Genomic DNA, 18,053 nt, shown 5'->3' with positions numbered 1-18,053 from the left:
ATAATGCTTGTATGTTTGAAAGGCCACTGTTTTAAGTGGCCTTTTCATTGCGTATTTAACGTAATAATAACTGCGATCCACAAAGGGGACTTTGAAAAAATATCGTTAAGCACGGTACACTTCTAGTGTCGAGCTTTCCTTTATAAACTGCTCGAATTGATTAACATGAGACAAAACTGTCTGCCGGGAATGTTCGTGTTTATCTTCTATCTCACTAATTACCGCTTTTAGTGTTTTTCGGTCAGATTTTGCAACGGCAGCTTCTTTTCGAAGGTGAGTAAAAAAATCTATTTGAGTGGACGTGTCGTTAAAGTCACCTAATTGATCTTGAAGAAACTTAAGGTGTTTGACGTTCTGTTTGTGCTGCTCTGAGGAGTAGAGAGCAGAGAAACTCTCAAGAAGGTATCGCAGCGATTTACACTTTATCCTTAATGCATGAATGACCCTGTCTTCGCTGCTATTAGTGACCGGTTTAATTGATTTAGTTACTTTTCGGAACTGGGTAAGGATTTTGTTGTTAGCATAAGGGAGTGGGGACATAGGCTTACTTCTCCGCTCGTATTGAAGTGCTCGAAAAAGGCTGTTTTGGATCATCACAGTAGCTTTGATGTATTTACTGCTTTGAAGCCAGTTAGCCACATTCTTTTGCTCTTCTACTTGACGGCTCTTTATCACTGAAAAGATGTTTTCTAACGATGTATCTTGCTCTGGGAGTATTGCTAAATAACTTGGTTGATTGATTAAGAAAACATCGAGATCCCGTAACAAGTTGGTGCGTTTCATCAGCATTTTTAAGTTCGGTTTGATGAGCTTTCTTTCAAATGGAGAGAGTAGTTCTTCCAGTAACACACACAGCGAACGAATGCGTCTGAGAGCCACACGATATTGATGATTGAATTCAGGATCTTGACCAAGAATAACGCCTTTTTCTAGTGATCTAGCATAACGAAACTGGTCAATAAAATATTGAGGCAGTATGAAGTAAAGATCGGAATCCAAATAAAGTGGCAATCGAGACGCAGATTTGAGCGACATGGCTTTTGAACTCCCAACTCACCTGTAACAAGTATTTTGAGCTTATACCCAAATGTGTGATTCTTCGAGAGTGGTGGTCAAGATAGCCTCGACAAAAGCCATTACGTTTAGATGAGGCTAGGCTCCGTGGTTAGACTTTTATAACTCATGACGCAATTTCTACCATGGTGTTTTGCGTCGTATAAAGCTTGGTCAGCTTCTTCAAGCAATTTTTCTAGGTTTTCTTGGTTACGGTATGAGGATATACCGATGCTAACGGTAAAACTAATTATCTTACCGTTGGATACAAAAGGGGATCTTTCAACCAACACTCGTATACGGTTAGCTATCTCAGCTGCTCTTTTTTCGTTAGTCAAAGGCAAGATCACCGCAAACTCTTCGCCACCAATGCGGCCCAAGATATCTCTTCCTCTTAATGCCGTTTTACAAAGTTGAGAGAAATGAATCAGAGCTTTATCTCCAACAGCATGTCCATATTCGTCATTGATTTGCTTAAAATAATCGATATCAAGGATTAATGCCGATAGCTGCTTGTTCTCTATTAGACGACAGGTATTAAACTCGTTTTCGCCCATCAACATAAAATAGCGTCGGCTTTTGACTTGGGTGAGAGAGTCAGTTGTAGCCTCTATGAAAAGTTGGTTCTCATACTCTTCCCAGCTCATTTGTTCCTTCTTTAAGATGTACGTCGTGACAACTGTGATAAGGAAAGCAAATAAAATCGCAATAAACGTGATTGTCGGGATGATTGTTTTACTCGGCGAGTGTGGCTTCCAGGTTACATAGCCAACGGTATTACCCGTCGGTGTATATAAAGGCATGTAGGCTTTTAGATCGTTTGATTGATCCTTTAGGTGAAGTCCGAATAATTGATATTCATTTTCAAGTATTTTACGGTACTCGGAATCGATTCGTTTACCTAAAGCTAAGTAAGTTCCTTCACGTGGTAGCTGTGACTTTTCATTTATAAAAGGGCCACCGACGATATGATAAACGCCCCCGTTTATGCGGAAAAAGCCATTAGTGAGTTTGGTTTGAGTACTAAGCTGGTGAGAAACGTCCATCAACTCAAACAACGGCTGTTTTAAATCAGAAAAAGAGAGGGTTGGGACATCGTCACTTTTTATCAAGTAGACTTCTTTGTTTCCAGGTGCTATCGCTACACTAAAATCGTAATCTCTCTTGTTCATTAAGTAGTCACCGGAATTTCCTTTGACCCAATTTGTATCAAGATCTACGATTATGTTTTCGTATGCATCGTCCCAGAAGGTATACTCCTCGAGTAAATCCCGTGCATTGCGAAATTCTAGCTTTCTAGCTAATTGGACTCTTTGCTCCAATTCTACAGCCGCTAATTCATCTAGTGAGTTTAAAAAATAGACAAGACAAGTAAATATAGAAATATCATCATAGATAGAAGCCATACTATTGCATACCGCAAGGACTTTGCTGGTAAAAACGTCCTTTTATTCAGTTTCATCATAACTGCTGAAATTGTGCGAAATATCTGATCGATGTTTAGAGTGCCGCTACACTAACACAGTAGCTTAATCATTTTCCATATTAATTTTATATGCATATTATATTGTTTATTTAAATCAAACTAAGCGCATATCGATAGGTTTAAAAATAATGATATGTATTGCTATTTACATAATTAGAAAAATCTACTAGCTTGTACCGGAAGTGCTCGTTATTTTTTTTCGTGGTTAAAAAGTTCATAAGATATAGTAGTTTAGAATAAGTAACCATGTAAGGTGGTTATAGTGTTTCGATAACCAATCCCAATATGTACTGCAAGTGTAATATATGCGACGGCGTGAGAGAAAGTTGCCATTTATTCTTGCCTAATAACATGATTTAGCCTGACCTAATTCAAATCAATAGATTATTAACTCTAAATTTAGAATGTTTAAACGTTAGGCCCTTTACTTTTTTATTTTATTTAAAAAAGTATCCGCTACTATGTTCGTTGAAGAAAGTTATTTCGTTAAATTAAACACTAAACAAGTTTTAGCTATAGATAATTAGTCGGTAAATAATTATTCCCGATTTCAGATAATAAGTGCGACATTCATGGAAAGGTGTAGAAGAGGAAGCCAACTGCTGAAAGTGGTACGCTCTTCTCGCCAAAGAAACAAGCAGTACTACCATGAATTATCAACAGTTGACCGAAGGCAGAAGATACCAGATTTCTGCACTTTTGGAACGGGGAATATCGGTTTCTGAAATAGCTAAAACAGTTCAGTGCCACCGCTCAACGGTATATCGGGAGATTAAGCGAGGTCGTAAAGGTAACATTTATTGCCCGAACGAAGCTCAGCTGTTGTCGATTAAAAAGCGTAGAACAGCGCGTAAATACCGCATACCAAAGGAGCGAGTGGATTTTATCCGCCTTCTTTTAGAAACAGATTGGAGCCCAGAACAGATCTCCAATGTATTAACGAAAGTTGGTGCCGCTGTCAGCCACGAGTGGATCTACCGCTTTGTCGCACAAGATAAACGCTTGGGCGGTAAGTTATATCGTCACTTGAGACAAGGTCATAAGCGGTATCGTCGCGGTAAAAAAGAGAAAGCGCCAGCGATAAAAAATGCCGTGTCGATTGATGATAGACCAAGCATCGTTGACAGTAAGGAGCGGTTTGGAGACTGGGAAATCGACACTGTGCTAGGCAAGCATGGTACGGGTGCGATGGTGACTATTTTAGAGCGTAAGACTCGATTTTACGTGGTAAAGAAAGTGCCATCTAAGTCTGCGGATGATGTCACCAAAGCGACAATAGAGCTACTGAAGCCTTATAAGAAACATGTCCATACCATTACGGCAGATAACGGACGAGAGTTTGCAGGTCATGAAACCATCGCAAAAGAATTAGAGGCTGATGTGTACTTTGCTCATCCGTACAGCTCTTGGGAGCGTGGTGCTAATGAGAATGCTAACGGTCTTTTAAGGCAATATGTGAAGAAAGGAACTGACCTAACGACGGTGACGGACATCGATATAGAGTTCGCTTTATCGCGGATAAATTATCGTCCAAGAAAGTGTTTAGGCTTCAAGCAGCCAGCCATTGTATTCGAGGAAACGGCTTTGGCTGCTTGATATTGGAGAGTGTCACACTTCACAGTTGAATTCGGGTTTATATAAATAAGAGTATATATGCTTTGTAAAGATAAACAGATTATTTCGAGGTAACTTACCGCCAGTCAAGAGCAAGGGAGACATGATTAATATTAAATAGTGGCGAATGACAATATATCAACGTTAAACGCAATACATACGGGGTTTATACAAGTTACGGCTTATATGAGGCGCTTAATGAAAAGAGAGGCTAACCTGGTGTAAAGTGGTTTAGAAGCACTTTGCACCAGGACGCATGAAACGATAGCGTTAGTTCATCACTTTTCTCTGCCTAGAAAGTGACGTTAAGTATCTCGATGGTCTTCGTCTGCTTGTTTGGCATTGGCCAGTCAAGCTTTTCGCCGACAGACAGGCCGATTAATGCGCTACCTACTGGGGCAAAAATTGAAATGTCGTTACCAGTTTTCAGATCTTGCGGATACACAAGGGTTCTAGTTAGTACTTTCTCATCACCGGTGAACTTAAAATCAACGGTCGAATTCATTCTAACCACGTTATCCGGCATTGCTTCTGGTTCAAGAACGATGGCTCTGTCGAGCTCTTGTTCGAGTTTTTTTAACTCTTCCGCGACACTTGGCATCTTGTCCAGCATCGCTGAAATTCTGTTGAGATCTATGTTTGTAATATAGATAGGGTTGCTTCCTGACATTTTGTGACTCCCAAAACAAAAGGCCGCCTCATAAAAAAATATGGGACGGCTTTCTATATGTAAATGAGGTTATGCGTTTAGCTACATAACTGAACCCTCATACTACCCACTATGCAAACAATTGGCTAATAAAAGATATTAATTGATAGGAACAATTTTTATTAGTAACTCAAATGTATGAAAGTGGAAAACTCAAGCACAGTGAACTGGCTATATGTAAGTGGAACAGATAAAAGCTGTTTAAAATGTTTCTAAATTACGTATCTATTGTCAATGTCAGCTTCAAGCAACCCACCTACCCCTTTAGGGTAGTTTGAAATTGTAATTGATTTACATCATGTATTAATTTTCTTTCACAATTAACAATGCGCTCAGTGATAAGAACCTAACCCTTAGGAAGTACAATGAGCAAGTTGAAGCTAGTAGTTATCGGAAACGGTATGGTAGGGCACCGTTATCTCGAAGACTTAGTTGAGAAAGCGGATATCTCCGAACTAGACATTACGGTTTTCTGTGAAGAACCTCGAGTCGCATACGACCGCGTGCACCTTTCCTCTTACTTTTCTCACCACACGGCCGATGAACTGTCCCTAGTTAAAGAAGGCTTTTACGAAAAACACGGAATCAATATGTTGATTGGCGAGCGCGCCATTAACATCAACCGCGAAAATCATATCGTATATTCCAGCACTGGCCGCGAAGTTCAATACGACAAGCTTATCCTTGCTACTGGATCATTTCCGTTTGTACCACCAATCAAAGGCCATGAAAGCAAAGACTGTTTTGTTTACCGCACCATTGAAGATCTTAAAGCGATCGAAGCCTGTGCGAAGAATAGTAAATCAGGCGTCGTTATCGGCGGCGGTCTATTGGGTCTTGAAGCCGCAGGTGCGCTAAAAGCATTGGGTGTGGAAACACACGTTGTTGAATTCGCACCCAAACTAATGGCCGAGCAATTGGATCTTGCTGGTGGTAATCAACTTCGTCAAAAGATCGAGCGCATGGGGGTGAATGTACACACCAGTAAAAACACGCTTGAGATTGCTCCAGAGGGCACAACGGCACGCAACGTGATGCGCTTCGCTGACGGTTCTGAACTAGAAACTGACTTTATCGTATTCTCTGCGGGTATTCGTCCACAAGACAAACTGGCTCGCCAGATGGATCTGGAAGTCGCTCCCCGCGGCGGCGTAGCAATCAACGACCACTGTCAGACTTCTGATGAAAATATCTACGCAATTGGTGAGTGTGCATCATGGAACGAAATGTTCTACGGCCTAGTTGCTCCTGGCTACAAGATGGCGACGGTTGCGGTTGACCACCTACTGGGTAACACAGAAAGCAAGTTCGAAGGCGCTGATATGTCCGCTAAGTTGAAATTGCTTGGCGTGAAAGTGGGTTCTATTGGTGATGCGAACGGTCGTAGCGAAGGTTGTAAGAGCTACGTTTACCAAAACGAAGAGCAAGAAGTTTACAAACGTCTAATCGTTTCACAGGATAACAAGAAGCTATTAGGTGCGGTTCTCGTTGGTGATACGTCTGATTACGGTGATTTACTTCAGTTAATGCTCAACGAAATCGACCTGCCAGAACACCCAGATGCACTTATCCTTCCAGCACACGCAGGTGCTGAAAAACCAGCACTCGGCGCAGACTCATTGCCTGAAAGTGCAGTTATCTGTTCATGTTTTGATGTAACAAAAGGAAAGATCGCTCAGGCAGTTGCTGATGGTAATCATACGCTTGCTGACATCAAAGCAGTAACGGGAGCGGGTACTGGCTGTGGTGGTTGTATCCCTCTAGTGACTTCAGTACTGAACGCCGAGCTTGCTAAGTCAGGTATCGAAGTGAAGAACGATGTATGTGAGCATTTCGCTTACTCTCGTCAGGAGTTGTTCCACCTAATCCGTATTGAAGAGATCAAAACCTTTGATGAGCTTCTAGAAAAATACGGTAAAGGCTACGGTTGTGAAGTGTGTAAACCACTGGCTGGTTCTATCTTAGCTTCTTGCTGGGGTGAACATATTCTTAAACCACAACTGGTTAAGCTGCACGACACCAACGATAACTTCTTGGGTAATATCCAAAAAGACGGTACTTACTCTGTTATCCCACGTATGGCGGGTGGTGAGGTAACGCCTCAAGCACTTGGCGTATTAGCTAGTGTTGCTGAAGAATACAACCTATACACCAAGGTGACAGGTGCGCAGCGTATTGGTCTGTTTGGTGCTCAAAAAGACGATCTTCCGCAGATCTGGGGCAAGCTGATTGATGCTGGTTTTGAAACTGGTCAAGCGTACGCAAAAGCACTTCGTATGGCGAAGACTTGTGTGGGCTCAACCTGGTGTCGCTACGGTGTGCAAGATTCTGTTGGCCTAGGCTCTTACATTGAGAACCGTTACAAAGGCATCCGTACGCCGCATAAGATGAAGTTTGGTGTCTCTGGCTGTACTCGTGAGTGTGCGGAAGCACAAGGCAAAGACCTCGGCATCATCGCGACTGACGCAGGTTGGAACATGTACGTATGTGGTAATGGCGGCATGAAACCTCGACATGCAGATCTGCTAGCGAGCGACCTAGATAAAGAAACACTAATCAAGTACATCGACCGCTTCATGATGTTCTACATCCGTACTGCTGCGCCATTACAACGTACATCAGTTTGGATGGAAAATATGGAAGGTGGCGTCGACTACCTACGTGAAGTCATCGTGAACGATAAACTTGGCATTAATGCTCAACTGGAAACAGATGTAGAGAAGCTTGTTAATGAGTACGAGTGTGAGTGGACAGCAACCATCAATGATGAATCGCAACTGACTCGCTTCGCGCACTTTATCAATTCTGACAAACGCGATGACAACGTAGTGTTTGTACCAGAACGTGAACAGCACCGCCCAGCAACCTTCACGGAGAAACACCCTGAAGCGAAAGGCGACATCCTACACGTAGCGATTACTGAATCATAAGGGAAGGTTGACTATGTCATTTGAAAAAATTTGCCAAATCAGCGACATCATACCGGGTACAGGTGTTTGTGCGCTAGTTGATGGTCAGCAAGTTGCGGTATTCCGTCCGACTGAAGCAGAAGAAGTTCTGGCGATCAGTAATACTGACCCGTTTTTCCAATCAAACGTGCTATCTCGAGGTTTGATTTGTGAGCATCAAGGTGAGCTTTGGGTGGCGAGCCCACTTAAAAAACAACGCTTTAACCTGACAACGGGTGTTTGCATGGAAGACGAACGTTTTAATGTGAAAGCGTACAAAACGCGCGTAACTAATGGCGAAGTAGAGATCGCTGCTTAAGCCTGATTCCCTCCTCTACGGAGGAGGGAACTTTTCGGGTTCTTAGATTTAATAGATAAAGGTTTTTCAAACATCTCTGGGGTAATGGAACTGAGATGTTATCGAATGTGCTCGAAGTTACGGGAAGCCTTTTTCTATTCAATCTTCAACTTTTAACTTTAACTTTTGAATAAGGACACATTCATGTCTACTGATTTTAAACCTGCTGAGTTCGTGCAAACCATGATCAACGTTGGTGAAGCAAAAACTAATACCAGCACTCGCGATCTGCTTCTTCGAGGTACAATGGCGGGCGTAATTCTGTCTCTTGCGGTTGTTGTGGCCATCACCACAATGGTACAAACCGGTATCGGTATAGTCGGGGCGCTCGTCTTCCCCGTTGGTTTTGTCATTCTAAGTGTCATGGGTTACGACCTGGTTACAGGTGTATTCGGCCTTGCACCTTTGGCGAAGTTCGCTAACCGTCCGGGCATCACTTGGGGGCGTATTCTACGTTGTTGGGGGCTTGTAGGTTTAGGCAACCTAATTGGCTCTTTAATCGTTGCTTACCTTGTTGCTGTATCTCTAACTGGTAACTTCTCTCTTGAACTCAACGCAGTAGCGAAGAAATTCATTGCTGTCTCAACCGCTCGCAGCCTTGGTTTTGAAAACATGGGCATGGACGGATGGATCACCTGTTTCGTGCGTGGTGTGTTCTGTAACCTGATGGTGTGCCTAGGTGTGATCGGCAACATGACTGCTCGCTCTGTCTCTGGCCGTGTAGCGATGATGTGGTTCCCAATCTTCATCTTCTTCGCGTTGGTATTCGAGCACACAGTGGTAAACATGTTCCTATTCCCATTGGGTATGATTTTAGGTGCTGACTTTGGTGTGGCTACGTGGTTAAACTTCAACCTTATTCCGACTATTTTGGGTAACATCGTTGGTGGTTTAGTGATGACTTGTTTACCACTTTACCTGACACACGCGAAAACTGCGCCTGCTATTAACGCTCAAGAAGAAGTAACAGCAGAACCTGTGATTGCTAAATAAATCATTGGCCACTTGCGATAGAAAGTAATTATAGTAAGGGAATCTCATTGAGGTTCCCCTCTAATCTCCTCTTTCAATTGGGTGAGTTGCAATTTGGTTATAAATAGAGATTCTGACCAGTGAAAGAGTCTCTATTTATATCTAAATTTTCCGACAGGCATTGTTATGACTACAAATAACACTTCGTTAAACAGCGGTTTTGTTTCTCTTGTGGGAGCGGGCCCAGGTGATCCAGACTTACTGACCGTAAAGGGTTTGAAAGCGGTCCAAGCGGCTGAAGTGGTGGTTTACGACCGATTAGTGTCTAAAGAAATTTTAGCTTTAGCATGTTCATCTGCCGAGTTGATTTATGTAGGTAAAAAGCTGGATTTCCACTGCGTCCCACAAGATCAAATTAACCAAATCTTGGTGAAAAAAGCCCAAGAAGGTAAACGTGTCGTGCGTTTAAAAGGGGGCGACTCATTTATTTTTGGCCGTGGTGGGGAAGAGCTTGAAGAGTTGGCTGAGTTTGGCATCAAATACGAAGTGATCCCGGGTATAACGGCAGCAGCTGGCGCAACGGCTTATGCGGGTATTCCACTAACGCATCGCGATCACGCGCAGAGTGTCCAGTTTATTACTGGTCACGTGCAAAAAGATGGTCGTGAAATTGAGTGGCACTCACTAGCCCAGTCTAACAATACCTTGGTGTTTTACATGGGTTTGAAGCAAAGCGGTCACATTATGGATAAGCTTGTTACACATGGATTAGACCCTGACATGCCTTGCGCAATTATCGAGAATGGCACGCGTCCTGAACAACGAGTTTTTCAGGGTAAGTTGAGCGAGCTATCTAAAATGGCTGAACGAGCGATCAGCCCAGCACTCATTGTGGTTGGTAGTGTGACTGAGCTACATAGTAAACTGGATTGGTTTTCTAAATCAGGCGCCTAAATCTGACACGGGCTTATCTGTCTTTGCATCTCTTGCTTACGCATTGGCATGCCATCAATTAACTCGTTGATGAATTGCCAATCCGTTTCGGCCCCCCAACGGTATTTCTCCTCGCCATCTTTACCTAGCAAAATTGCCGTGTGTTCACCTTTTTTAACCTGGTACCGCTGTGCCAGATTATGCAGATCCAGCTCTTCTTTTAGTGAATCTGGAAAAGTGAAACCATCTTCTGCAATGACTAAAGTGATCACGTCACGGTCATTTAACTCACATTCGTTCATTAGCGATTCCAACAGAAATTGTTTTACTGCGGCATCGTTTTCTGGAGCGAAGAAAAGCACGCTACGGTGAGGCCAGTATTGGGCGTATGAAGGGTAGCCAAATGTCGAAGTTGATGCTAATCCACAAAATAGTAGCAAGAGTAACTTTTTGAACATGATCGGCTCCCACAAGAAATGCACGTACTGCTTATACGTTAAGTTTAGTGGAAATGTCTCATTGTGCTTTTCAGCAATCTGGCTTAGGGTAGGCAACAAATCAATAATGTGTAGAAATAGATGACTTCGGAAACTAAGCAAAAATCGCGATTCTGGTTGATGTACAGAATGTGTATTACACCTGTCGTGAGGTGTATCGTAGTAACTTTGATTATAACCAGTTCTGGTACGTGGCCACGCAAGGGAAAGAGGTTGTCAGTGCTAGGGCTTATGCGATTGCGAGTAGTGACCCTAAACAGCGCCAGTTTCATCACATCCTACGAGGCGTTGGCTTTGAAGTGATGTTAAAGCCCTATATTCAAAGACGTGATGGTAGTGCAAAAGGTGACTGGGACGTAGGTATTACGCTCGATGCTATTGAGGCTGCGCCTGACGTCGATGAAGTAGTACTGGTCTCTGGTGATGGCGATTTCAGTGTGTTGGTGGAACGAATTCAGCAACGTTTTAATAAGAAAGTCACCGTTTACGGCGTACCTAAGCTTACTTCCCAGACTTTAATAGATTGCGCGGACACGTTTGTCGCCATTGATGATCATTTTTTACTTTAACCGTTATTAGTTTTGCATGAATGAAAGAGGCGAGTCGCCGTTTGGGAACGGGGCTTGCCTCCATTTTAAGATTTGAACGTTATGATGGAATGATCATCTGTCCTAAAAGGTATCCTAAGCAGCACGCACCGATAACGCCAATTAGGCCAACCGCCATAAAGGAGTGGTTAAAGTACCACTTACCAATCTTAGTAGTACCTGATGTATCAAAGTTAACAGTAGCAATATCTGAAGGGTAGTTCGGGATAAAGAAGTAGCCGTATACCGCTGGCATTAAGCCTATAAGCAACGCTGGTTCTAAACCTAGGCCCAAGCCGACAGGTAACATCATTCGCGCAGTTGCTGCCTGAGAGTTTACTACAACAGAGACGATGAATAGAGCGAGTGCAAATGTCCATGGGTAGTTCGTTACCATTTCAACGATACCCGACTTGAACTGCGGCATTGCGTATTGGAAGTACGTGTCTGACATCCAGGCAATACCAAAAATTGCAATAGCCGCAACCATACCAGATTTAAAAACAACGCCGTCTGGCACTTTACGCGGGTCAGTTTTCGTCGCGAGAAGAATGATACCGCCGAAGCAGAGCATCATCATTTGAATAACAACAGCCATACTGATTGGTTTTGAACCCTCTGCTATGGTTCTGACTTCCGGCCACATTGCGATGACGACAATCACCAAAATCGCGGAAATGAACATAAGTACAGAATTTCGAGCGCTGCTAGGTAACACTTCATCCAGTGATGTGGCTGTCGTATTCAAGATCTTTTCGCGCCATACCGGATCTTTTAAGCGTTCTTGATAATCTTCATCGTCTTCTAGCTCTTTACCTCGTTTTAAGCTGTAGAGAGACATCAGCAGCGTACCGAACAGCGTTGCAGGCACGGTAACAAGCAGAATTGAAAGTAATGTGATCTCGTGTTGGATGTCAGACAACTGTGCCAGGTAGTAGACGACAGCTGCTGAGATTGGTGAGGCCGTTATTGCGATTTGTGATGCAACAGAGGCGGCCGCCATCGGGCGCTCAGGACGAATACCATTTTTTAACGCCACATCTCCAATGATAGGCATGATTGAATAAACAGCGTGTCCGGTACCGAGTAAGAAAGTCATAGAATAAGTAACGAAAGGGGCTATTAAGGTCACTCGTTTGGGATTTTTACGCAGAATGCGCTCGGCGACTTGCAGCATGTATTTCAAACCGCCAGCCGCTTCCAGAATTGAAGCACAGGTAACAACAGCCAGTATGATTAACATGACCGTAACGGGTGGGGAGGTCGGCGGCATCTTAAAGATGAAAACTTCTATCACCAGACCGATACCAGAAACGACACCAAGGCCTATGCCTCCATATCGAGAACCGATATAAAGCATAACGAGCAAAAACAGAAACTCTAGATATAACATAAGCAGATTTCCTTATTCGAAACAGTTGCTTACATTGTTTCTGTATTTTCTGAAAAAATACCCTATGTTGTTCACATTACATTAGTTCTGAAACTGAAATGTCTAATACTTAGCAGTAACTCACGATACAGAGCCCAACTGTTAATCGAAGTTTATTAACCTGTTTTGATTGTGTAGTTTGTTTGATATGGAATACAAAATAAACCACTAAACGCAAAAGAGAATGGTTTGCATTGGTGTTTGTGTTTGTGTTTGTGTATAAAGAGGGTCGAAAATATACAATAAAACGTCTCACTTATGTCTGATCACTTCTTTTCTCAACTCTTTAATGCTTCGAACGACATTACACCTTATCTAAGTGGAGAATTTGGGGAAATAGGTCGAGACACTATTCATGTAGACAATGACATAAATCCAATCATACGGGCTCTGTTCATACAGTTATCCGAGGAGTATCCGGAAGCGGGTAATGCATACTGGCTAACGAGAACGTGGGATTTGTTATGTTGGCAACCAGTTTATATTGCCATTCTGTCTATTTATCGTTTCCAGTCGCTACCTGATATCTCGGGAATGGCTCAACATGTTCAACCTTGTTTTGTAACAGGTTATCGATTTAATGATGATTCGGTCACTCGAGGTGAGCAGAGAGCGCTGATTGAAGTGGCAGGACAGCAAATTCGAACGCTATTTAACTTTTACCAAAGTCAGATGAGTGAGTGGATACGTATTCGTCCTGGGTTTACTCATCAATTAATGTCTGATGGAATATTATCTTGCTTATTGAAGTTACAGCAATGTTCACCACAACTTTCAAACTCGACAATAAAAGAGCATGCCGTATTGTGGCTGCAAGCGCTGGACTTAGACGTAAATAATGCGAACTCACTGTACGCTCTCTCCACTACGCAGCCGATTCAGCTGGTGAGGAAGAGTTGCTGTCAGGTTCATAAATGTGACGGAAGAAAGTTTTGCGATGACTGCCCTAAGCTGGCGAAAAATCGGCAAATAATAGCCAAGATGCGTGATATCAGAAAGTGATAATCGCTTGTTAACTCAATAAATGGATATAAAGCCGCATAGCGGCTTTTTTGATCTTCTTTAATCTTCGCGTGTAACTTCGGCTTTAGGCGTTTGTTCAGTCAGTTCAGGTGACTGGCCTTGCTCTTGCTCTTCCGCTTCCATCTTTGCACGCTCGGCTTTTGAGATGTAGCGTGGCTTATTACTCTTATGCAGCTTAGCGTTTTGCTTCTTCTGCTTTGCCTTTAAGATTTGATTGATTTTTTTCTTGCGGTTCATGGTGCTGGTCCTTTAATTTAGCGGGGCAGGATAGTGATTTTTCCGCCAAGTTACAACCTTAATGGAGTCCTTATGAAAACGTTAAACACGGAGCGACTAACGCTACGTCTGGTTAGTGTAGATGATGCGTTATTTATATTAGAACTCTACAACCATCCCGATTTTTATCGTTTTGTAGGAGACAAGCAAATTCGTACTCAAGAAGAAGCAAAACGTTACATCCAAGACAACATGCTGCGTATGCAAGAGTTAAAAGGTGTGAGCTTGCTGGTGGTTGAAACGAAACAAGACCAAAGGCCGATTGGGATTTGTGGGTTGGTGAAACGCGATACACTGACTGAGTTTGATATTGGCTATGGGTATTTGCCGGGTGCTTATGGTAAGGGATACGCTTTGGAAGCAGCGAGAGCTGTAGTGGAGTTTGCTCGTGTTGATATGAAAATAGATAACTTGTTCGCCATATCCAGCAATGACAACAATCGAAGCATAAATTTGCTAAAAAAACTGGGTTTTGAATTTGAACGTGTAGAGCAGACTTACGATAATGGTCGAACTTTAGAACTCTACTCTGTAGTGCTGTAACAAAGGGTGAACAATGAGCGGCATTTTACTTGGCAAACTCGCCATAGAACTTAAAACCGTGAAAGCAATGGTTGAGGTCTATTGTAAAGATCATCATGGCACTACTGGCGAGCTATGTGCGGAGTGTTGCGAACTGCTGAACTATGCAGAGGTGAGGCTTGACCGCTGTCCATACGGTGAAGATAAGCCAACCTGCAACAAATGCCCGATCCACTGCTACAAACCTGCACCAAAAGAACAAATGCGATTAGTGATGCGCTATTCCGGTCCAAGAATGCTACTTAAGCATCCGATATTGGCAGTTCGTCATTTAATCCATGAGACGCGAGAAGTACCAGTCAAGCCAGCGGCCAATGCTTCAAATCGCTACAAGCGACGCAAGAATCAAGCCTTTTAGTTATTGGTATATAGTTGTTATTGATACTCACAATAAAAAACGAGAGCGTTCTGCTCTCGTTTTTTATACGCGTGCGGCAAACATGCCTTACAGGCCCGTTGCCATTTCCTGTTTGGTTTTGGTTGCGGCTATGAGCATGTAAATACATGTGGCAACAAGAGCGGCAAATAAGTAACCCAGTAAGCCGTGTTGCTGCACCATGAATCGGTCAGCTACGACCGGACCAGCCACCGACCCAATGCTATAGCTGAAAAGCATGACTTGAGTGGCTGAAACAATAAAACGCTCATCCAGACCATCACAGCCAAGGTTAATTGCAATAGGGTATAAAGCGAATGTTGCAGCTCCGACCAAGAACAAAGATGCAGCCAGAACAACCGTTGACGATGAAATAAACGTCAAGCCAATAGAAAACATACCTAACAGGCAGAAAAATGCCATCAGTACAGTACGGCTCATGAACTTATTTAATATCGTCACTAACGGTTGAACTGCCATACCACCAAGAATGACCAGCGCCATTAATGTGCCTACCTCTTGGTGGCTGATTTCGCGTTTAACTAACTCTAGCGGCATCAAGCCGTAAATAGCGCCTAATGTTAATCCGGAAACTATACAACCAATGATCGCTGCATGGTTTAACTTCATGATCTGCTTGAATGACAAAGCTGTAGATTCATGGCTGTTAGGCTGCTCACAATCAATAAACATCAGAACCAATACTGCCATTAAGATCAACGTAGTGATTGCGACGAAAGGAACACCGCCGCTTACGCCGAGGATTCCAATGCCAAACTGGCCTAACGCAGAACCGCCATATAAAGAGAGCATGTATAAGCTCAGTCGTTTTGCACGAGAGGACACATCTCCAGACATAAGCCAAGACTCTACGATCACAAATATACCAGCAACAGTGATACCAGCGATAAAACGAGCGACTAGCCATATTAAGCCATTTGCAAAGACTGGCAGGGCAAGGATTGTGAATGAGAATGCCACTAAACAAGCAATATATGCTTTTCGATGCCCGAAAGTGCGCACAACACGTTCGAAGAACATTGCACCAATTAATAAGCCAACATAAAACACACTTGCTAACCAACTTGCGTAGTCAGATGAAATGTTGTATTCACCAAGCATAAGAGGGATTAAGCTCATTAAGTAGCCAGACGCCACTGCATATAAAGATAATGCGATGACAGGAACGGTGACTCGTGGTGATGTTGAAGTGAAGGCTGTGTTTTCCACTGCTTTGCGCCTATTAGTTGAAGTTTTTCGGGTAGTTATCGGGCGCGAATATGGTGCTAATCAGCAGTCAAGTAAAATGATAAATTTGAGTCGTATCGATAAATTTTATTTATTGAGATGTTTTGGAAGATAGGAGAAAAAAATAGCCAGCAAAAGAAGATGCTGGCTTGATAGATTACTTATTAACAGCTTGATTTAACCATTGTTCAAACTGAGATTTAGGCAGAGCACCGTTGATCATATCGACACGCTGACCATTTTTGAAAACCATGATAGTGGGAATGCTGCGAATGCCAAATTGAGCCGCTAACTGTTGCTGCGCTTCTGTGTCAATTTTTACAAAACGAGCCTTTCCTAATTGTTCTTCCGCTACATCCGAGAAAACAGGAGCAAACCCAACACATGGGTTACACCAAGGAGCCCAGAAATCGACAACAACGGGAGTAGGGCTCTGTAATAGAGCGGAAAAGTTATCCAGTGTGCCCTCAATAGGAGAACCGTCCAGCAATGGACTTTTGCACTTACCGCAAGTTGCCGTTTCAGCAACACGTTCGTTTGGGACACGATTTAAACCGCCACAAGACGGACAGCGGGTTTTAAACGATGACATGACTTCTTCCTTTATGACAACTTTATGAAAACTTGACTTACCAGTCAGCTTCATAAGGCGTATAATCGCTTTTTTATTTTTCGGCGTGCCATTCGATGGCAAGCTGAGGTTTGAATCTATTCCAAAATAATCTTGGGGTGACAGACTTTATCTGCGTCCTTGAGCTATTTGGATATAAATAGATTCTAAGATATTTCTTAAATTACAACAATAAATAGGTCTGTGATGTCTAATTACTACGCTGAAATTACAGGTTGGGGTAAATGTCTGCCACCAAGCGTACTTTCTAATGATGATCTTAGCACTTTTCTTGAAACTTCAGATGAGTGGATTCGTACTCGAACCGGTATCGAAAATCGCCGCATCAGTCATGTGAATACTTCTGACATGGCTACAGTCGCTGCTAGACATGCTTTAGCACGTGCAGGTATCGAAGCGAGTGAGGTCGACCTGATCATTGTAGCGACATGTTCTCCAGATTCCCTGATTCCAAATATTGCGTCCAAAGTTCAGCAAAACCTTGAAATCCGTTCTGCTGCTGCGTTCGATTTAAACGCCGCGTGTACTGGTTTTGTCTATGGCCTTGAAACAGGCACGCGTTTAATTCAATCAGGTAACTACTGTAACGCCATTATCATTGGTGCTGAAAGACTGTCATTCTTCATTGACTGGGCAATGCGTGATACCGCTGTGTTGTTTGGCGATGGTGCAGGCGCTGTTGTTTTGTCGCGTACTGAGAAAGAGACTGGCCTGTTACAATCTCAAATCGGTTGTGATGCAAAGGGTCGAGACATTCTTTCTGTTCCTGAATTTGGTACATGTATGGATCGTTTTGCGGAAGATAACGGTTTCTGGGATTTCAATTTTGTTGGACAAGAGATCTTCAGACGTGCGGTGAAAGGTATGGGGCTTGCGACTAAAAACGTCCTTAAAATGTCTCAGCTGACGACGGAAGAAATTGATGTGGTTATTCCGCACCAGGCAAATATCCGTATTATCCAAACTTTGTGTGACCTTTCGGGTATTCCTCAAGAGAAAGCTTTTGTAAATATCCAGAAATATGGCAACACGTCGGCAGCAACAGTGCCAATCGCTCTATGTGAAGCGGTAGAGCAAGGTCGGGTTAATCCAGGCGACAACATGCTGTTAGCTGCGTTTGGTGCCGGCCTGACATGGGGCGCTGCGGTAGTTAAGTGGGGTGACCGCGTAACGCCTATTGCTGAGAGTGATGCTGCACTGCCTGAATGTGATAAATCTGCGCTGGAGTTGTTGGAGCGTGCTATCAAACTTTGTAATGAACGTCGTCGTATCGAAGAGTAACAGAGCAGAGTTGAATTATATTAAAAAGGGAGCTGTCAGCTCCCTTT

18 protein-coding genes are annotated in these 18,053 nt (G+C 43.1%); 10 read left to right on the top strand and 8 right to left on the bottom strand.

What is annotated here, in order from left to right; translation table 11 throughout:
• Window positions 1-105: 105 nt before the first annotated feature.
• On the bottom strand, window positions 106-1,035 hold the full coding sequence (locus KHN79_RS18565) for a CHAD domain-containing protein (RefSeq protein WP_182009218.1): 930 nt from the start codon (window positions 1,033-1,035) through the stop codon (window positions 106-108).
• A gap of 107 nt (window positions 1,036-1,142) precedes the next feature.
• A complete protein-coding gene (locus tag KHN79_RS18560) occupies window positions 1,143-2,459 on the bottom strand; it encodes a diguanylate cyclase (protein WP_244812677.1) in 1,317 nt (438 codons plus the stop codon).
• 728 nt (window positions 2,460-3,187) lie between these two features.
• Here KHN79_RS18560 and KHN79_RS18555 point away from each other — a divergent pair.
• The gene (locus tag KHN79_RS18555) at window positions 3,188-4,135 is read left to right on the top strand and encodes an IS30 family transposase (RefSeq protein ID WP_182009219.1); all 948 of its coding nucleotides are present in this window, start codon (window positions 3,188-3,190) and stop codon (window positions 4,133-4,135) included.
• Between the two features lie 310 nt (window positions 4,136-4,445).
• Here the strand turns inward: KHN79_RS18555 and rnk are convergent, their stop codons facing one another.
• Entirely contained in the window at window positions 4,446-4,823 is a 378-nt protein-coding gene (gene rnk / locus KHN79_RS18550) for a nucleoside diphosphate kinase regulator (RefSeq protein WP_182009220.1), read from the bottom strand.
• A 404-nt stretch (window positions 4,824-5,227) separates the two neighbouring features.
• Here rnk and nirB point away from each other — a divergent pair, with 404 nt between their 5' ends.
• From nirB to cobA, 4 genes are all read left to right on the top strand, one after another.
• Entirely contained in the window at window positions 5,228-7,792 is a 2,565-nt protein-coding gene (gene nirB, locus KHN79_RS18545; protein WP_182009221.1) for a nitrite reductase large subunit NirB, read from the top strand.
• 13 nt (window positions 7,793-7,805) lie between these two features.
• A complete protein-coding gene (gene nirD / locus KHN79_RS18540) occupies window positions 7,806-8,129 on the top strand; it encodes a nitrite reductase small subunit NirD (protein WP_140375063.1) in 324 nt (107 codons plus the stop codon).
• A 183-nt stretch (window positions 8,130-8,312) separates the two neighbouring features.
• Window positions 8,313-9,161 (top strand): formate/nitrite transporter family protein, encoded by an 849-nt coding sequence (locus tag KHN79_RS18535; protein WP_140332238.1) that lies wholly within the window; start codon window positions 8,313-8,315, stop codon window positions 9,159-9,161.
• Window positions 9,162-9,326: 165 nt separating this feature from the next.
• Complete coding sequence (gene cobA / locus KHN79_RS18530) at window positions 9,327-10,094, top strand: uroporphyrinogen-III C-methyltransferase (protein WP_182009222.1); 768 nt, start codon at window positions 9,327-9,329, stop codon at window positions 10,092-10,094.
• Here the strand turns inward: cobA and KHN79_RS18525 are convergent.
• On the bottom strand, window positions 10,091-10,531 hold the full coding sequence (locus KHN79_RS18525; RefSeq protein WP_182009223.1) for a DUF4174 domain-containing protein: 441 nt from the start codon (window positions 10,529-10,531) through the stop codon (window positions 10,091-10,093). The two genes, cobA and KHN79_RS18525, sit on opposite strands and share 4 nt — an antisense overlap.
• Window positions 10,532-10,674: 143 nt before the next feature.
• On the opposite strand from KHN79_RS18525, the gene KHN79_RS18520 reads away from it, so the two are divergent.
• A complete protein-coding gene (locus KHN79_RS18520; protein WP_182009408.1) occupies window positions 10,675-11,139 on the top strand; it encodes an NYN domain-containing protein in 465 nt (154 codons plus the stop codon).
• Between the two features lie 79 nt (window positions 11,140-11,218).
• Here KHN79_RS18520 and KHN79_RS18515 read toward each other — a convergent pair whose 3' ends face one another.
• Window positions 11,219-12,550 (bottom strand): anaerobic C4-dicarboxylate transporter, encoded by a 1,332-nt coding sequence (locus KHN79_RS18515; protein WP_182009224.1) that lies wholly within the window; start codon window positions 12,548-12,550, stop codon window positions 11,219-11,221.
• Between the two features lie 297 nt (window positions 12,551-12,847).
• On the opposite strand from KHN79_RS18515, the gene KHN79_RS18510 reads away from it, so the two are divergent.
• Window positions 12,848-13,591, top strand: a complete 744-nt coding sequence (locus tag KHN79_RS18510; RefSeq protein WP_182009225.1) for a siderophore ferric iron reductase — start codon at window positions 12,848-12,850, stop codon at window positions 13,589-13,591.
• A 60-nt stretch (window positions 13,592-13,651) separates the two neighbouring features.
• Here the strand turns inward: KHN79_RS18510 and KHN79_RS18505 are convergent, their stop codons facing one another.
• Complete coding sequence (locus KHN79_RS18505; RefSeq protein WP_182009226.1) at window positions 13,652-13,849, bottom strand: DUF2986 domain-containing protein; 198 nt, start codon at window positions 13,847-13,849, stop codon at window positions 13,652-13,654.
• Between the two features lie 72 nt (window positions 13,850-13,921).
• Between KHN79_RS18505 and KHN79_RS18500 the strand changes: the two genes are divergently transcribed.
• Window positions 13,922-14,431 carry a GNAT family N-acetyltransferase gene (locus tag KHN79_RS18500; protein WP_182009227.1) on the top strand — a complete coding sequence of 170 codons (510 nt, stop codon included), beginning with the start codon at window positions 13,922-13,924 and terminating at the stop codon, window positions 14,429-14,431.
• A gap of 13 nt (window positions 14,432-14,444) precedes the next feature.
• On the top strand, window positions 14,445-14,828 hold the full coding sequence (locus tag KHN79_RS18495) for a nitrous oxide-stimulated promoter family protein (RefSeq protein ID WP_182009228.1): 384 nt from the start codon (window positions 14,445-14,447) through the stop codon (window positions 14,826-14,828).
• A gap of 87 nt (window positions 14,829-14,915) precedes the next feature.
• On the opposite strand, the gene KHN79_RS18490 is transcribed toward KHN79_RS18495, so the two are convergent.
• Together KHN79_RS18490 and trxC are read right to left on the bottom strand one after the other, a co-directional pair.
• Entirely contained in the window at window positions 14,916-16,076 is a 1,161-nt protein-coding gene (locus KHN79_RS18490) for an MFS transporter (RefSeq protein WP_182009229.1), read from the bottom strand.
• Between the two features lie 175 nt (window positions 16,077-16,251).
• Window positions 16,252-16,686 (bottom strand): thioredoxin TrxC, encoded by a 435-nt coding sequence (gene trxC, locus KHN79_RS18485; protein ID WP_182009230.1) that lies wholly within the window; start codon window positions 16,684-16,686, stop codon window positions 16,252-16,254.
• Between the two features lie 225 nt (window positions 16,687-16,911).
• Between trxC and KHN79_RS18480 the strand changes: the two genes are divergently transcribed.
• The gene (locus tag KHN79_RS18480) at window positions 16,912-18,006 is read left to right on the top strand and encodes a ketoacyl-ACP synthase III (RefSeq protein WP_182009231.1); all 1,095 of its coding nucleotides are present in this window, start codon (window positions 16,912-16,914) and stop codon (window positions 18,004-18,006) included.
• Window positions 18,007-18,053: the final 47 nt, after the last annotated feature.

The sequence above is a fragment of the Vibrio sp. B1FLJ16 genome, assembly GCF_905175385.1.
In the GTDB taxonomy this organism is placed as follows: Bacteria; Pseudomonadota; Gammaproteobacteria; order Enterobacterales; family Vibrionaceae; genus Vibrio.
The sequence above is the reverse complement of the archived record's forward strand: the minus strand, read 5'-3'. Positions and strand labels throughout refer to the sequence as shown.

Bases quoted from the DNA above. Each gene is read 5' to 3' on its own strand.
- KHN79_RS18565 (WP_182009218.1), bottom strand. From the start codon at position 1,035: ATGTCGCTCAAATCTGCGTCTCGATTGCCACTTTATTTGGATTCCGAT.
- KHN79_RS18560 (WP_244812677.1), bottom strand. From the start codon at position 2,459: ATGGCTTCTATCTATGATGATATTTCTATATTTACTTGTCTTGTCTAT.
- KHN79_RS18555 (WP_182009219.1), top strand. From the start codon at position 3,188: ATGAATTATCAACAGTTGACCGAAGGCAGAAGATACCAGATTTCTGCA.
- rnk (WP_182009220.1), bottom strand. From the start codon at position 4,823: ATGTCAGGAAGCAACCCTATCTATATTACAAACATAGATCTCAACAGA.
- nirB (WP_182009221.1), top strand. From the start codon at position 5,228: ATGAGCAAGTTGAAGCTAGTAGTTATCGGAAACGGTATGGTAGGGCAC.
- nirD (WP_140375063.1), top strand. From the start codon at position 7,806: ATGTCATTTGAAAAAATTTGCCAAATCAGCGACATCATACCGGGTACA.
- KHN79_RS18535 (WP_140332238.1), top strand. From the start codon at position 8,313: ATGTCTACTGATTTTAAACCTGCTGAGTTCGTGCAAACCATGATCAAC.
- cobA (WP_182009222.1), top strand. From the start codon at position 9,327: ATGACTACAAATAACACTTCGTTAAACAGCGGTTTTGTTTCTCTTGTG.
- KHN79_RS18525 (WP_182009223.1), bottom strand. From the start codon at position 10,531: ATGTTCAAAAAGTTACTCTTGCTACTATTTTGTGGATTAGCATCAACT.
- KHN79_RS18515 (WP_182009224.1), bottom strand. From the start codon at position 12,550: ATGTTATATCTAGAGTTTCTGTTTTTGCTCGTTATGCTTTATATCGGT.
- KHN79_RS18510 (WP_182009225.1), top strand. From the start codon at position 12,848: ATGTCTGATCACTTCTTTTCTCAACTCTTTAATGCTTCGAACGACATT.
- KHN79_RS18505 (WP_182009226.1), bottom strand. From the start codon at position 13,849: ATGAACCGCAAGAAAAAAATCAATCAAATCTTAAAGGCAAAGCAGAAG.
- KHN79_RS18500 (WP_182009227.1), top strand. From the start codon at position 13,922: ATGAAAACGTTAAACACGGAGCGACTAACGCTACGTCTGGTTAGTGTA.
- KHN79_RS18495 (WP_182009228.1), top strand. From the start codon at position 14,445: ATGAGCGGCATTTTACTTGGCAAACTCGCCATAGAACTTAAAACCGTG.
- trxC (WP_182009230.1), bottom strand. From the start codon at position 16,686: ATGTCATCGTTTAAAACCCGCTGTCCGTCTTGTGGCGGTTTAAATCGT.
- KHN79_RS18480 (WP_182009231.1), top strand. From the start codon at position 16,912: ATGTCTAATTACTACGCTGAAATTACAGGTTGGGGTAAATGTCTGCCA.